This window comes from Ekhidna sp. (assembly GCF_965221965.1).
GTDB lineage: Bacteria > Bacteroidota > Bacteroidia > Cytophagales > Cyclobacteriaceae > Ekhidna.
In genome coordinates this window covers 2,574,591-2,588,921 of sequence record NZ_OZ244926.1, presented here as the reverse complement: position 1 = coordinate 2,588,921, position 14,331 = coordinate 2,574,591, and the positions used below count along the sequence as shown (strand labels likewise).

The following is a 14,331-nucleotide window of genomic DNA, read 5'->3' as shown; positions in this document are numbered from 1 at the left end:
CTTGAGCCGGAATCTATTCAAACATTTTAAAATCAAAATGTTTTTGCATCAGTTTGAAATGCTTGTCTAATGAGAATAGATAAAGGTTCTGCTCAATAGTTTGTTGTAGTATGATTAAGTCAGGTATTCCTACTTTGTTTATTCCATTTTGCAGGTTAATGATTTGATACTCTCTAATCAGCTTCCAGTCAATGTTCAGCTCAACTAACTCAAGGCTCAATAAGCTTTCAATGACATCTTCTTGCTTTTGAAGCTTTAGCGCAGGGATTAACTCAGAAAGAATAATATCATTGGCAACAACTAAATCTTCCTCTATCAACTGATCTAAGAGGTCAGTTCCATTTCGGAAATAATCAATCCATACAGAACTATCTACAAGTACGGACATTACCGGTTTCTGAGGCTATCTAAGTCAAGATCAAGATCAATTTTGCCCTTAAAAGAGAGCAAACGCTTTCGTTTGATTCGCTTGATCTGAGCTTCGAGTGCTTCTTTAATGAGTGCACTTTTGGTTTTAGAACCAGTAATTTTCATTGCTTCTTTGATCAATTCTTCCGGAATATCTAATGTAGTTCGCATAATAAATGATGTTATTATGCATAAATATACGCATATTTTTGGTTTAGAGTTATCTCCTTCGTATTGGACAATCCACCTTTACTATCGCCAAAGCTTGTGTCCTCACAAACCAGTTTGTTTGTCGGTTCGTGGGGACACGAACCGAGGCTGAGGAAGAGTTTGCTACACACTGCTAATTATCCACCAAATAGTTGCTCCGAGAATTAGGGTAATTGCTATTGTGAGTAGTACAGTGCGGATGTTTTCCCTTTTACTTTTTTTTAAGTATTGAATTCGAAATTCTTCCAGTTCTTCAGGGCTAAGTTCATTGAAATTAAAATCGTAATCCGGGAATTTGTTCTTGTAAGTCCTTTGAAAGTTTCCTCGGTTTTTAGCATTTTTTCTGTTAAGTCTTGCAAGATCCTTAGCATGTTTAACTATTCCGTAACCAGCAGGCATATTTTAAAGATTTACTCAGTACAAGTTAAGTGTTTTTACGTTTAGTAGTGTGGTGCGTTCCGGCTAAAAAGTGCTGCTATCCTACGGAGCAGATATGATTTTTAGCCATTATGGGTATTCGTTTTTCTTTTAAAATCGATGAAAAATTCTTCCACTTCTATACTCATTGCGATTATGTAGTCCGCTACATCGAATAGATAAGGAATATCAATATTCTCTTTAGTTATTTTTAATCCAACTTTAGCTTTGGATGTCATTTTTTTCCTCGTTATTTCTTTAGTCTGCCAGTTTTCAATTATTGTAGAATGAATGATCTGATTTCTCATTTCTTCACATTTATTCAACGCTTTAAGAAGCTCCTTAAAATATTCGTCTTCAAAATTTGGTAATCCATTAAAATGGTAGTTAGCTTTTAAATTATGGTAGAGAGAACTGAAAAGATTAACTAAATTTTTGAAAGTCAATTCTGAAACTATTATGTGTCCCTTTACTTGATCCAATTCGAGCATTTGGATAATTCTTTCTTTCAATTCATTTTCTAGGTACTGAAAATTCATAGTGATGCGTCCAATTACCGCAGATAGCTCATCAGGCGGACCGACTCTTTCTTCAAACCCTGCTGTAGATTGGTTTTTCTCAAAACTGAAAACAGAATCAATATATTCTTGTAGCATTGTCATTTAATTAATGCCAATATTTTTTTTACGCAAAACGTCATTCACTTACAAATAACGCGAAAGCACTTCTTAATCCACAAACTAGCTGCTTGATAAGTCTTAACGCCTCCGCATCGGGTAATCCACTTTCTCCAGCTTACGCTCGATGAGTTTTTCAATGCGCTTCATTTTGTAATCGTCGGCCTTACTTACGAGCGTAATTGCTACTCCACTGGTTTTAGCCCGCGCTGTACGACCGATGCGGTGGACATAGTCCGCAGCATCATTGGGCACGTCATAGTTGACCACCAGATTGATGTCCTTAATATCAATGCCACGGGATAGTACATCTGTCGCAACCAGAATACGTAGCTTTTTCGCTCGGAATTTCAGTAGAATGCGCTCTCGTTCGTCCTGCTCCAGCATGGAAGAGATGCCTTTAGCTTCCAGCCCGGCTTTTTTCAGGCTCTGCACAATCTCGGAGACTTTCTTTTTGGTAGAGCTAAAGATCAAAATGCTTTCAAAAGCATCATATCGTCCGATGAGTTTGCTGATGAGTTCGGTTTTGTAGCCTTCTTCTACCCGGTATACTTCCTGGCTGATGTTTTCCGCAGGTTTGGCCAGTGCCAGTTCGATCTTTTTTGGATCTTTTAAAATCTCTCTCGCCAGCTTCTCTATTTTAGGTGCCATGGTAGCACTAAACATGGATGTTTGCTTCAGGTTTGGCAGGTAAGTAATGATCTTCTTGATGTCATCATAAAAATTCATGTCCAGCATCCTGTCTGCTTCGTCCAGAATCAAATGTGTCACTTGATCAAACTTTACATATCCCAGGTTTAAGTGTGAGATAAGTTTGCCGGGAGTTGCCACTACAATATTGCTGCCTTGCGTCAGTGCCTTTTTTTGCTGCGCGAAATCTGAACCATCTCCACCACCATATATGGCGATGGAATGAACAGACAGGTAATAGGAGAACCCTTCTATTTGCTGATCTATTTGAATTGCTAATTCTCGGGTTGGTACCACTACCAATACTTTTACATCGTCACTTGGGTTTTGTGCCAAATAGTTAAGTGTGGGGATAACAAAGGCTGCTGTTTTACCTGTTCCGGTTTGTGCGCAGGCAATCAGGTCTCTTCCTTCTAAAATAGCCGGGATGGCCTCCTCTTGAATGGGTGTGGCCTCCGAGAAGCCCATGTGATCGATCGCTTCTGTAAGCTGATCGTCTAGGTTAAAATCATTAAATGTCATGTGCGGCAAAGATGCATCAATCAAAGCAATTTTGATAAAACAAAAAGCGTCACCGGATAAGGTAACGCTTTTTACGAATTAGATTTTTATTGAATACTATTTCAGCCAGCCAGCAGATTTCCCCTTTTTGGCAATAAGAATCAATACGATTCCAAAAATCGGGATGAGCAAAGACATCACTACTTCTCCCGGACCGTAGCTTACCGGATTTTCGATCATGAACACTTCATAGATCATTTGTATGATTACCCCAGCCAGTGAAATAATGAAGATCATGTAGGCAAGACCTCTTCTTGCAAGAAGTAAGATACTACCCAAAAGTCCACCCCATGTTGCTATTGCAAAAGCTGCAGTGGCCCATGCAGGTCTGCCATCAATCATTTGTAGTTGGTCAGCCGGAATGGCTTCACGCATTTCATCAGTCATAAAAGCCTGCCCCAGGTAGGCACCCACGCCCGCCAGGTTCCAAAGGAGGGCAATCGCCGCTACTACCCAAAACCATACAGGTGGTTTTACAGATTCGTTTGTCATAATTAATTTAGGTTGGTTAATTGTTAAATATACTTATTTCATTCCAAGCTTAGAAGTTTATATCTTCCGATTTATGAAGCCAATACTCGCCTTAATACTCTTATCCTGTTCAATCCATGCAATCTCACAGCTTATTAAACCCGGCCAATGGAGGGGAGATATTCACTATACTAATGTGAAGGTGCCGTTGACATTCGAAATTGGGTACCCGAGTGGGGAAATTCCTGAAATCACTTTTATCAATGGAAGTGAACGCAATACTGTGACAAACGCGAGGATCGAAGGCGATAGCATCATCATTCCTCTTGATCCTTTCGACGTAGAGATCCGTGCTCGATATACCGCTATGGGGTTGAGTGGGGTCTACAAAAAATATTACCGTGACCTGACGCTTCCATTTACAGCTGAATTTGGAAAGCCGCGTCTGGCGAAAACCAGTGTAAGGTCTTCTGCGCCGGTTGAAAAAAAGTGGGATATCACATTTTCACCGGAATCACCGGGCATGTCTAAGGGAGTTGGACTCTTTACACAGAGAGGACATATCATCACCGGAACGATCATGACGCAGGTGAGTGATTATCGATTTTTTGAAGGCATTTTGGATGGCGACTCCCTCAAGCTCTCTTGTTTTGATGGAGCCCATGCGTTTGCATTTATAGGAAAAAGAACACCGGAGGGATGGGTAGGAGAGATGATTTATGACGATGGGTATAGTGAGCCGTGGACTGCAGTTTATAGCGAGGAAGTGGAATTGGAAGATCCATTTGAGATGGTTCAGGTTGATCCGGGAGTGGAAACTCCTTATTACGATTTGTTGGCTGCCGGGGAAGGAAAAGGGGCTATTGATCCTTCGAGATATGAAGGAAAAGTGCTGATTATTCAATTGTTTGGAACGTGGTGTCCGAATAGCCTGGATCAGACGAAGTATTTAGTGAAATGGTATCAACAGAATCAGGACAGGAAGGTGGCAATACTAGCTGCATCATTTGAGGCTAATTATTCACAGGAATATGGGCTTGAACGCCTGAAAGAATACAGGGAAATGAATAATATCCCTTACGACATGGTGCTTGGAGGACGACTGAGCAAAACAGGAGCTGCAATGCCTTTTCCATTCATGGAACGCATTGAGGCATTCCCTACTTTGGTTATTCTGGATAAATCCGGATACGTAAGGTATGTGCATAGCTATTTCAATGGCCCGGCAACAGGTGAATATTATCAGGCATTTGATCAACGATTTAATGAAATTATTGAATCGTTATTAGCTGAATAGCTTCATGTCTTGGACATTCAGGAAGTTTGAAGTTCAAATTCTTTTACCACCTGGTAATAATCATCAGACTTCAATATGGCAAATTCTGCATCACTGTTATTGGCTGAATTGTCATGGATGATCCACTGGCTCGTTTCTGCCAACACACGTCCCTTACCATAGTCACTTTCCACCATGTCACCGATTTTTACTCTCTTCATACTCAATCGATTACAGGATATTAGGACCAGTAAGGTGTGAAATAATTCTGATAGAATCCTGAAGTTTAGCTGCGAACTTGTTAAGAATTATGTTTTCTTACTCATTCTTCTTACAAAATATCTTCCAGGTCGGGTATGCAAATGTTTCAGCTTCATTTACCCATTCTCCCACCCAATCGTAACCTTCCTCTGAGATGTTTGAGAATGTTAAACGGTAATAACCGGGATTTCCGTTTGGTGCAGGCTGTTCACGGTAGAGTATAATATGACCATTCTCTTTTTTGCTTCCTTCCCAGCTGGGCAGCTTTGTTACTGCACTCGAGGATGAGTAGTAGTGAACGTACCATTTGCTGCTGTCTGAGTTGAATTGACGAATACTGCCAGAATGAGCCCCATCTTTTTTTAGGGTTTCATCCTGAACGGCCATTCCATTCATGATGTACTTGAAAGTCCAGGTCATCATCACAGTATCTGCCCAGGTGTTTTGGTCAATTCGTGACACAGATTTGCAGGTACATTGTCCAATTAATAGCTTCCAGTCATTCAATTCTTCTGGCCCATTGGGATTTGGACTTCCGAATGGGTTTTTTGAAGATGGCTCGTAATCATATTGAGCAAGCGCATGAATAGTGAAGAGAGAAAATAGGAGATAGGTGATTGTTTTCATGTGAGGATAACAACTACACCAGTTCAGACACTTACATCCCTACCAGAATAAAGGGAGCCCAGAAATAGGGCCTGGAGTATTCTTCAGAATTCAGGAGTGAGAGTTTTGCCTGACGTAAGGCAGTGTTATATCCATGATGTTCGTTGTTCAGGTTGTACCGATAAAACTCAATCATCATTTGTGCTGTGGAGGCATCTGCTACCTGCCAGAGTGAAACGATAATGTTATTAGCTCCCGCATACTGCAATGCTCGACTCAACCCAACAATACCCTCGCCTTTGGCTACCTTACCCATGCCGGTCTCGCATGCAGACAGTGTAACTAGGTCAGCATCAATATTTAGATTATATATTTCGCCGGTGTAAAGGCTTCCATCTTCAGTTTCATCCGGGCGCAAGAATATTCGTGAAAGGGCTGGCTCAGACTCGTTTACCAGGCCGTGTGTGGCGAAATGTAGGTAGCGATATTTACCCAGGTTCTCGCGTTTAAAATTGGTCTCGCTTGCATCTCTGTTGGTTTGCACTTTGGTTTCGCAATTGGCTCCCATGAATAAATACCTGATCTCATCAATCTCCTTTTCTGATCCGGGTAAGGCCGACATTTGGACATCATTTTGATCAAAGTTTACGGGAGCGATGAGCAAAATCTCAGGGTTTATTTGTTTATCATCCGCTTTTCTTTCATTGAAAAGTGTGGCAGAGTAATCGTACGAAACATGATAACTTCTTATAAGGAAGTCAGCATTGGTGAAGCTATCTGACTCACTATCCGGATGGATGAAAGCCTCATATGGTAGTGTGCCCAGCACCCCATCCGGTAGGATGACTAATTCAGAAATATCTGATTTTAATTTAGGGATGAGCAGTTCATACAAGCCTTTGGCTGATTTTAAAAAAGTGCTTTTGCTGTTGTATTTGATTCCGTTTCTTAACCCCGAAGTGAGCTTATTAAAATCCTCTCCCTTCTCTTTGCGTACCGCCTCTATCTTGTTTTGTGTGATTATAAAAATGTAGACATTATCATCCCCTAAAAAATAGGAGAGAAGTGCAGTGTTTTCACTCAGGTGCTTTTGTACGGAGGCGACCGTAGCGATGGATTGGTCATATTTTAATTTGTAGTATTCTGGGTATTGGCTTTCCAGATTGGATATGAAAGAACGGTAAGCATTTTGGTAACTGAACAGCAGGTCTTTCATTTCCTGATCATCTGCATTTTCCTGATGAGCAAGCTGCTGCTCCAGGAAGGATATTTCATCTTTCAGGCTGTCTTCCAGAAGGATTTGCTCTTCCGGGATACCGGCAAATTTCTTTGCTTTTGATTCTGTGATTGCCTCAAGCAGTACGGATGATTTACTTCGCTCGCAAAAATCAAAGGCAGTTTGAAGGTGCTTTTTTCTGTTAAAACTCTGCTCGCTCAGGATAAGTGAAAGCTGAATGCCATTTTCATAAACCTCCTTAGCTATTTGTCCCAATCTTAATTTGTCCTGTTCATTCAGACGTTTTCTTCTCACAATGGTGATGAGGTCATCACACTTTTTATAAGTATCAATGGCACCTACAATGTCTCTTACATTGAGTGATTTCTCAAAATGGAGAGCCCCCAAAGCAATGGCTTTTGCCTGAAGGGTTGTCAGAAGGATGTCGGCATTGAAATAGTTTCTCAGCTCTGGCAATTCATAAACATTCTCATAAACCTGCTCCGGCAGGTTGGCATAGATGGCGCGTTGATAAAACTCAACCGATGTTTTAAATTCAGACTTTGCCTTGTATATCTCGCCGATGAGGTAATACGTATTGGCTACTTCCGGATGCTTTTCGCCAAAAAGGCTGATATACATCTGAAGCGCTTCCTTTTGATTTAATAGTGCTTTTTCAAACTCGTCCTTTTCAAGATGTACTCGTCCAATGATTGATTGGATGTATGCTTTATTTGGATGATCGTCCTCATAGCTTGCATCGTAGATGAGTTTTACTTCATTCAGTCGTTCCAGAGCCTCGTCATAATTCTTTTGCTCCATGTTAGCAAAAGCTATGTTCAGGTTTGCTCTTAGCGAACGTCTACTGCTGTTTCCAAGCTTTTCCTCATAGATACCTTTGGCTCGGTTGAAATAGATCAATGCTTGCAGCGGATCGCTTTTGAGAAACACACGACCTAGATTGTTATAGGAATTGGCAACTTCAATTGACTGTGGACCAAATAGCTTTCGTCTTATCACGAAAGCCTGTTCATGATACTGTGAAGCCAGTTGCTTGTTTTCATTGTTGGTGTATACTAATCCTAATGCATCCAGGCAGTTGGCTTTTGCTTCGGTATCTTCTTTAGAAAAGAGTTGCTCTGCTTCAAGTAAGCTTTCCAGCGCCTCATCATTTCTACCAAGATTTAAATAACTCAAACCAAGAAAAGTGAGTGACCTTGCTTTTAGTGTCTTTTCTTCGGGTAATTCAAGGCTAAGAAAAGTAAGTGTGTTTTCAGAAAGGCTTTTTGCATGAAATGGATTCCCCGCATGAATCTGACAATCGATCATTTGGAGATGTGAATCCACATACTCAGCATACTTTTCATTCGAGAAATAAAGGTCACCGGCTTCCTTAAATTGTGTGTATGCATTTTCGTATTCACCTTCCAGGTAAAGCGATTGGGCTTGTTTCATCTCGGCCTCTTGTCCAAAAGCAATATGAGAGAACAATAGTAGGATTATCACTCGCTTCATTCTATCTAGAATTTGTATACGTAGCTGATACTCAATACATCATTTCGGGTTAATCCATCCGGATTAAAATCACGATCGGTTATTTTGATTCCCTGGATGATCTTAATACTGTTATTTACATCAAAATGATACCCAAAACTGGCAAGAACGGAAAGAGCCATACCTGTTGTTCCGTCAAGCTTTGCTCGTTCATTTGTTCCGGGGATAATGGATTCATCTTTTGTTATTCGCCAAATTGGTAGTGCACCTAGTGAAAAATTGAAGTTTGTAAAGCGCCAGTTACGTTCTACCCTCAACATTACATCAATGCCTCTCTTCAGTTCCGGCCCTCGATTGTATTTTTCTAAATACTCCTGATCAGGATAGTTTGGGAAGCCGCTCCATGCAAACTGATTATTGTTTTCTGTCAGGGCTATCTGTATTCCTGTAGCAAATAACCAATTGTTGCTGATCGCCGAGATACCAGCTATTGCATCATAGGAGCCAAGGCTTGTTTGATAATACATATGAATGGGGGAATCCATGCCACCGGTATTTTCATTATTTACCGTTGCATTAGCATCATTAGTTGGTATTTTGGCACCAAGTGTTCCATTGATGTTCCAGTCATCAGTGGCTTTCAACAACCTTGTATAACTCAGTGAAATATCTCCTAGTCCTGCATTATCTCCCAGATTTCCTTTGATCCATTGATAAGGGAGTTTAATTTGGAATGAGCTGTAATCATTGATTCCTAATGTAAAATCCACCGTCATTGCGTGAATTACCGGGGTTAACAGACTTGTCCCTTTGTAATAATTCAGTTCTACAGATCTCAATTTGATAGCAATACGCTTGCTGTAGTTCTGATCGGGCTTCATCGCTCCCATTGTACAAAAGCCAGCATCACTACAGCCTTGCGCATAGGTGAATTGAAATCCCACAAAAAGTAAAATTATTGTGATTAGGAATCGCATAGATTTTTGGTGGGTTTTATGCCATCTACAATATTAATGATTTACAATCCTAACAGCCTATTTACGCGATCATTTAATCCTGTTGTCTACCAATTGTACACGTTTTGAGACCGTATTAGAGGGATTTTTAATAGGTGATTAAACCAATGATGTTTCAGATTGTCAAAGCACAAAATCGATTCAAACAAAACGAAATATGAGAATTATGAAAAAGCTATTATTTATTACCGCCATTGCAGGGGTTACTCTTCTTTCATCCTGTAGTAATGATGAGGTAGGCTCTCAGGATATCATTGAAGAAATGGATATTGATTCGGAGGAAGCACTCGAATCTAGCTATGAAGACGTGGATATGATTGTTGAGGCGGGTATGGAGACACTGGAGATCAGTGGTAGAATTGAAGAGGATGATCTTTTGGAATGTGCTGACATCACAAAAGACGATGAAAACAAGATGATCACTATTGACTTTGGTGAGGGATGCGAAGGTCCTGGTGGGCGTATCAGAGCAGGTAAAATCATCATTTCATACAATGACCACCGACTTGTGCCGGGTGCCTTTCGAGAAGCTACTTTCGATGGATTTAGTGTAGATGGTGTTCTTGTAGAGGGAACGAGAAGAGTAGAGAATATCTCTGAAAGCTTGGATGATGATCCAACCTTCAGTATTACGCTTACAGGAGGTAAACTGACTTTTGAAGATGAGACCACTGTAACGCGACAAGCAGCAATAACCCGTACATGGTTGAGAGCCAACAATCCACTTGACGATGAAGCCGAGGTGGAAGGCAATGCAAGTGGGTCTCGAAGAGATGGAATCACCTATTCGATGGAAATCATTGAGCGATTGGTATACAAAAGAGCTTGCTGGGCCAGAGGTGTATTTGTACCTGTGTCAGGGGTGAAGCAGTTTACCTCGGGAGAGAATGTAGCAATACTTGATTATGGAAATGGAGAATGCGATTATCTGGCAACTGTCACCATTAATGGAGGAGAACCCTTCGAAATTACTCTGCGTCCACGAAGTAGATTTAATTAAGTCTAAGGTTGATCGTTTTCAGGTAGGTAATGGCCCCAGAATTCTTCGGATGACTGGGGCTTTCTTACTATAAAGCTGAGGTGAAAGCGTAGGAGATAATATTCGCCCCCATCTTCAGGGCCTCCAGCCTGACTTCCTGCGGATCATTGTATACTGATTGATCTTCCCAGCCATTTCCCAGATCTGATTCATAGGAGTAAAAACAAACCAGGCGACCTTCATATATAAGCCCATATCCTTTTGGCGGTTCTCCATCATGTTGATGGATTTTTGGTAAGCCATTATCAAAATCAAATTTTTGATGATAAATCGGGTGCTCGAAAGGTATTTCAATAAATTCAAGTTCCGGAAAAACCTTTTGCATTTCAATCTGCACAAACTGATCCAGCCCATAGTTGTCATCGATGTGCAGGAATCCCCCTGAGGTGAGGTAGCTCCTCAGGTTTTCAACCTGGGCATCATTGAAAACCACATTTCCATGACCGGTCATGTAGACATATGGGTATAGAAACAAATCAGGGCTTCCTACCTCTACTACATCTTCTGATAACGCGAGGTTGGTATTGATCTGATCATTGCAAAACTCGATGAGATTAGGAAGTGCTGTTTTGTTGGCATACCAGTCACCACCGCCATCATACTTCAGCTTAGCGATTTTGACCGGCTGTGCAAAGGCACAGGTTGAAATGATAGAAAAAGCAATCCAGAGATTTCTCATAAGTCAATTATACTCTTTCTTTGTTCAAATGGTTTTATTCGAACAATTCCTTTAAAGGTTCACCGGTTGCGGAGCTAGGAAGTGAAATATTTAATAGCATGGAGAGCGTTGGTGCAATATCAGTTATGGCTACTTGTCTTACGCTACTTCCTTTTTTGATCCCTGACCCGTAAAAGATAATCGGGATGTGTGTGTCATAAGTATATGGGGTTCTGTGATCGGTTCCTTGTCTTCCCCACGCGTCATTCAGGGTACTTGGCTTTAATATATAAAGTACGTCACCGGATCGCTTATTATCATAACCGTTTTGCAAAAGCACCAACATAGGATCTGTAAACATTCGCATAGCCACCACATCAGCGTCAAAAGCATCAACAACAAAATCTTCTGACATTAGAGCACGAATAACTTCTTTTTTAACCTCGGTTAGATCAAGCTGCTTTTCAGCAATTAACTCCTTATTGAGGTACACCTGTTCATTGATTAGATAGGTGATCCATTCTCCTTCACCAAATATCTTTGTGAGTCGCTCATCAAGCATCGATTTGATATATCCATTGTTATGATATCCTCCTGGCATTTTGTTTTTATACATGTAAGATGGCACATCGGTCGCACCATGATCGGCTGTTAGAAATACCATGTATGAATCCTTTCCAACCTTTTCATCCAGAAAGGATAAAACTTCACTAATTTCTCGATCTAATCTCAGATATGTATCCTGCACTTCCATAGATCTTGGGCCAAATCTATGGCCTATATCATCTGTAGCTGAAAAACTCATGGTTAGGAAATCTGGGATTGAATCCATGCCAAGCTCCTCAGCCACAACTGCTTTGAGTGACACTTCTTTGATCATGGTGTTTGTAAAAGGAGTATATTTCAAGAGAGAGGGGTCATTTTTGAATTTTGAAAGCTTGTGTGGGAAAGACACTCCCATACCTTTTCTGAGCTCCTCTTCAAACGGGTTCTCATCCGAAATACTCTCATTGTAAATAGACTTGTCCTTAAACAATTCCCAATTACCTGATAGAAATTCTTTCGGACGATTTTGGGCATTGTATTCTTTTATCCAGTTAGGTAAATCATTTCGGTAATAGGTGCTGGTTATCATCTTTCCACTTTGAAGATCATACCAATAGGCGCCGGTAGGATTGTGTCCGGCCGGAATTGACGCTCCCCGATCCTTCAGTGAGATTCCAATCACTTTTGAATTGAAATTGTAAAACAATCGCAACTCATCTGTAATGGTAGTAGCCTTTACATTTCTGGGAGAAACTTCTCCATTCGACACTCCTCCCACCACCGAAGTAGTACTGTCATATACACAGTTAATTTTTTTATCTATCGAGGTAGCATACCAGTCATTGCCGATGATTCCATGTCTTGCAGGAGTTGTTCCGGTAAAAATTGACGCATGACCGGGTCCGGTCTTGGTTGGCATATAGTCGTAATGTGCATTCCTGAATAGGAATCCCTCATCTATTAATCGTTTGAATCCGCCATCTTCAAAGTCATTGTAAAAACGGGAGATGTAGTCATATCGCATTTGATCCACTACAATCCCAACCACCAACTTTGGTTTCTCCTGGGATAAAGCCGAATTAACAAGAATTACTAAAAGCGTGACCAGTACTTTTCTCATAGCTGAAATTCTAACAAATCGTGAAGGTATTAAACCAAAATTATTCCAGAGTTAAATTGTTAGATCAATTATGTGAAATTTCGATAAAGAGAGAGTCTGCTCGAATGACCTTAAGCCTGTAATTTTGCGGCCATGCAAGATAAAATCCTGATTCTCGATTTTGGTTCCCAATACACACAGCTTATTGCACGAAGAGTGCGTGAACTCAATGTCTATTGTGAAATCCATCCATTTAGCAAGTTTGAGATCACACCGGATGTGAAAGGAGTGATCCTTTCTGGCGGACCGTGCTCAGTATTGGATCAGGGTTCTCCTGATATGAATATGGATGACCTGGGTGATTTACCTGTTTTAGGTATTTGCTACGGTGCACAGCTTCTGGTTCAGAAAAACGGTGGAAAAGTGGCTAAGTCGGATCATCGGGAATATGGAAGGGCCAACCTGAAGACCGTTGACTCACATTTTGACTTATTGAAAGAGGTGGAAAGAGGCACGCAGGTCTGGATGTCCCACGGAGATACAATTACTGATTTGCCAGACAATTTTCAGCTGATTTCTGCGACGGAATCCATACCGGTCGCCGCTTATAAAATTAAGGACAAGCCAGTCTATGGCATCCAATTTCACCCGGAAGTCACTCACAGTACACAAGGTAAGGTGGTTTTGAGAAATTTCGTCGTTCATATTTGTGAAGCTTCACAAGACTGGACACCAGATATATTTGTTGAAGAGACGGTTGCCTCACTTAAAAAGCAGTTAGGTGACGATAAAGTAGTTCTTGGACTCTCCGGAGGAGTAGATTCTTCCGTTGCTGCCATGCTAATTCATCAGGCGATAGGCAAAAATCTTTATTGCATTTTCGTAGATAATGGGCTCCTAAGAAAAAATGAATTTGATGATGTTTTAAAGTCGTATGAAGGTCTTGGATTGAATGTGAAAGGCGTGGATGCCAAATCCAGATTTTATAATGAACTTAAAAACGAAACTGACCCGGAGAAGAAACGCAAAATCATAGGACGAGTATTCATTGAAGTATTTGACGAGGAGGCGAAAAGCATCAAAGATGTGAAATGGCTTGGGCAGGGGACTATTTATCCTGATGTGATCGAATCTGTTTCTGTAAATGGACCATCTGTGACTATCAAATCTCACCATAATGTAGGTGGTCTGCCTGCTAAAATGAATTTGAAGGTCGTTGAGCCGCTCAATACCCTCTTCAAAGACGAAGTGCGAAATGTGGGGAGAAGTTTAGAAATCCCTGACTTTATCCTGGGTCGTCATCCGTTTCCGGGACCGGGCCTTGGAATAAGAATACTTGGAGATATTACCGCAGAGAAAGTGCGCATCCTGCAGGAAGTGGATGCTATTTTCATCAATGGCCTGAAAGACGAAGGTCTTTATGACGAGGTGTGGCAAGCAGGAGCAATGTTGCTTCCGGTGCAATCTGTTGGAGTGATGGGTGATGAACGTACTTATGAAAGTGTGGTGGCGCTTAGAGCGGTAACCAGTCTGGATGGCATGACCGCTGACTGGGTGCATTTGCCCTATGAGTTCCTTGGAAGAATTTCAAATAAGATCATCAATCAGGTAAAAGGGGTAAATCGAGTGGTTTATGACGTCAGCTCTAAACCACCTGCGACAATTGAGTGGGAATAATCATTAGCT

Annotated in this window: 14 protein-coding genes; 3 read left to right on the top strand and 11 right to left on the bottom strand. The window is 41.1% G+C overall.

Features of this window, described 5'->3' with window-relative positions; genetic code table 11:
- Positions 1-13: 13 nt before the first annotated feature.
- The 5 genes from ACOQON_RS12230 to ACOQON_RS12210 all read right to left on the bottom strand — a co-directional run bounded on the left by ACOQON_RS12230 (position 14) and on the right by ACOQON_RS12210 (position 3,455).
- Positions 14-388: a PIN domain-containing protein gene (locus ACOQON_RS12230; RefSeq protein WP_420575702.1), complete on the bottom strand. Its 375-nt coding sequence runs from the start codon at positions 386-388 to the stop codon at positions 14-16.
- Entirely contained in the window at positions 388-579 is a 192-nt protein-coding gene (locus ACOQON_RS12225; RefSeq protein ID WP_420575701.1) for a type II toxin-antitoxin system VapB family antitoxin, read from the bottom strand. Before ACOQON_RS12225 ends, ACOQON_RS12230 begins: the two co-directional genes overlap by 1 nt.
- A gap of 539 nt (positions 580-1,118) precedes the next feature.
- Entirely contained in the window at positions 1,119-1,691 is a 573-nt protein-coding gene (locus ACOQON_RS12220; RefSeq protein WP_420575700.1) for a hypothetical protein, read from the bottom strand.
- A gap of 102 nt (positions 1,692-1,793) precedes the next feature.
- Positions 1,794-2,948 (bottom strand): DEAD/DEAH box helicase, encoded by a 1,155-nt coding sequence (locus tag ACOQON_RS12215; protein WP_420575699.1) that lies wholly within the window; start codon positions 2,946-2,948, stop codon positions 1,794-1,796.
- 72 nt (positions 2,949-3,020) lie between these two features.
- Positions 3,021-3,455: a hypothetical protein gene (locus tag ACOQON_RS12210; RefSeq protein ID WP_420575698.1), complete on the bottom strand. Its 435-nt coding sequence runs from the start codon at positions 3,453-3,455 to the stop codon at positions 3,021-3,023.
- Between the two features lie 73 nt (positions 3,456-3,528).
- Here ACOQON_RS12210 and ACOQON_RS12205 point away from each other — a divergent pair, with 73 nt between their 5' ends.
- The gene (locus ACOQON_RS12205; RefSeq protein ID WP_420575697.1) at positions 3,529-4,731 is read left to right on the top strand and encodes a TlpA disulfide reductase family protein; all 1,203 of its coding nucleotides are present in this window, start codon (positions 3,529-3,531) and stop codon (positions 4,729-4,731) included.
- Between the two features lie 17 nt (positions 4,732-4,748).
- On the opposite strand, the gene ACOQON_RS12200 is transcribed toward ACOQON_RS12205, so the two are convergent.
- From ACOQON_RS12200 to ACOQON_RS12185, 4 genes are all read right to left on the bottom strand, one after another.
- Positions 4,749-4,931 (bottom strand): hypothetical protein, encoded by a 183-nt coding sequence (locus ACOQON_RS12200; protein ID WP_420575696.1) that lies wholly within the window; start codon positions 4,929-4,931, stop codon positions 4,749-4,751.
- Between the two features lie 97 nt (positions 4,932-5,028).
- A complete protein-coding gene (locus ACOQON_RS12195) occupies positions 5,029-5,598 on the bottom strand; it encodes a hypothetical protein (RefSeq protein ID WP_420575695.1) in 570 nt (189 codons plus the stop codon).
- A 31-nt stretch (positions 5,599-5,629) separates the two neighbouring features.
- Positions 5,630-8,308 carry a CHAT domain-containing protein gene (locus ACOQON_RS12190; protein WP_420575694.1) on the bottom strand — a complete coding sequence of 893 codons (2,679 nt, stop codon included), beginning with the start codon at positions 8,306-8,308 and terminating at the stop codon, positions 5,630-5,632.
- Positions 8,309-8,313: 5 nt separating this feature from the next.
- Positions 8,314-9,264 (bottom strand): hypothetical protein, encoded by a 951-nt coding sequence (locus tag ACOQON_RS12185; protein ID WP_420575693.1) that lies wholly within the window; start codon positions 9,262-9,264, stop codon positions 8,314-8,316.
- Between the two features lie 205 nt (positions 9,265-9,469).
- Between ACOQON_RS12185 and ACOQON_RS12180 the strand changes: the two genes are divergently transcribed.
- Positions 9,470-10,303: a hypothetical protein gene (locus ACOQON_RS12180; protein WP_420575692.1), complete on the top strand. Its 834-nt coding sequence runs from the start codon at positions 9,470-9,472 to the stop codon at positions 10,301-10,303.
- Between the two features lie 67 nt (positions 10,304-10,370).
- On the opposite strand, the gene ACOQON_RS12175 is transcribed toward ACOQON_RS12180, so the two are convergent.
- Together ACOQON_RS12175 and pafA are read right to left on the bottom strand one after the other, a co-directional pair.
- Complete coding sequence (locus tag ACOQON_RS12175) at positions 10,371-11,021, bottom strand: DUF4159 domain-containing protein (RefSeq protein ID WP_420575691.1); 651 nt, start codon at positions 11,019-11,021, stop codon at positions 10,371-10,373.
- A gap of 34 nt (positions 11,022-11,055) precedes the next feature.
- Entirely contained in the window at positions 11,056-12,666 is a 1,611-nt protein-coding gene (pafA, locus tag ACOQON_RS12170) for an alkaline phosphatase PafA (RefSeq protein WP_420575690.1), read from the bottom strand.
- A gap of 132 nt (positions 12,667-12,798) precedes the next feature.
- Here pafA and guaA point away from each other — a divergent pair, with 132 nt between their 5' ends.
- Positions 12,799-14,322: a glutamine-hydrolyzing GMP synthase gene (gene guaA, locus ACOQON_RS12165; protein ID WP_420575689.1), complete on the top strand. Its 1,524-nt coding sequence runs from the start codon at positions 12,799-12,801 to the stop codon at positions 14,320-14,322.
- Positions 14,323-14,331: the final 9 nt, after the last annotated feature.

Coding starts and splice junctions, on each gene's coding strand:
- ACOQON_RS12225 (WP_420575701.1), bottom strand. CDS start 579: ATGCGAACTACATTAGATATTCCGGAAGAATTGATCAAAGAAGCAATG.
- ACOQON_RS12200 (WP_420575696.1), bottom strand. CDS start 4,931: ATGAAGAGAGTAAAAATCGGTGACATGGTGGAAAGTGACTATGGTAAG.
- ACOQON_RS12175 (WP_420575691.1), bottom strand. CDS start 11,021: ATGAGAAATCTCTGGATTGCTTTTTCTATCATTTCAACCTGTGCCTTT.
- guaA (WP_420575689.1), top strand. CDS start 12,799: ATGCAAGATAAAATCCTGATTCTCGATTTTGGTTCCCAATACACACAG.
- ACOQON_RS12190 (WP_420575694.1), bottom strand. CDS start 8,308: ATGAAGCGAGTGATAATCCTACTATTGTTCTCTCATATTGCTTTTGGA.
- ACOQON_RS12230 (WP_420575702.1), bottom strand. CDS start 388: ATGTCCGTACTTGTAGATAGTTCTGTATGGATTGATTATTTCCGAAAT.
- ACOQON_RS12205 (WP_420575697.1), top strand. CDS start 3,529: ATGAAGCCAATACTCGCCTTAATACTCTTATCCTGTTCAATCCATGCA.
- ACOQON_RS12185 (WP_420575693.1), bottom strand. CDS start 9,264: ATGCGATTCCTAATCACAATAATTTTACTTTTTGTGGGATTTCAATTC.
- ACOQON_RS12195 (WP_420575695.1), bottom strand. CDS start 5,598: ATGAAAACAATCACCTATCTCCTATTTTCTCTCTTCACTATTCATGCG.
- pafA (WP_420575690.1), bottom strand. CDS start 12,666: ATGAGAAAAGTACTGGTCACGCTTTTAGTAATTCTTGTTAATTCGGCT.
- ACOQON_RS12220 (WP_420575700.1), bottom strand. CDS start 1,691: ATGCTACAAGAATATATTGATTCTGTTTTCAGTTTTGAGAAAAACCAA.
- ACOQON_RS12180 (WP_420575692.1), top strand. CDS start 9,470: ATGAAAAAGCTATTATTTATTACCGCCATTGCAGGGGTTACTCTTCTT.
- ACOQON_RS12210 (WP_420575698.1), bottom strand. CDS start 3,455: ATGACAAACGAATCTGTAAAACCACCTGTATGGTTTTGGGTAGTAGCG.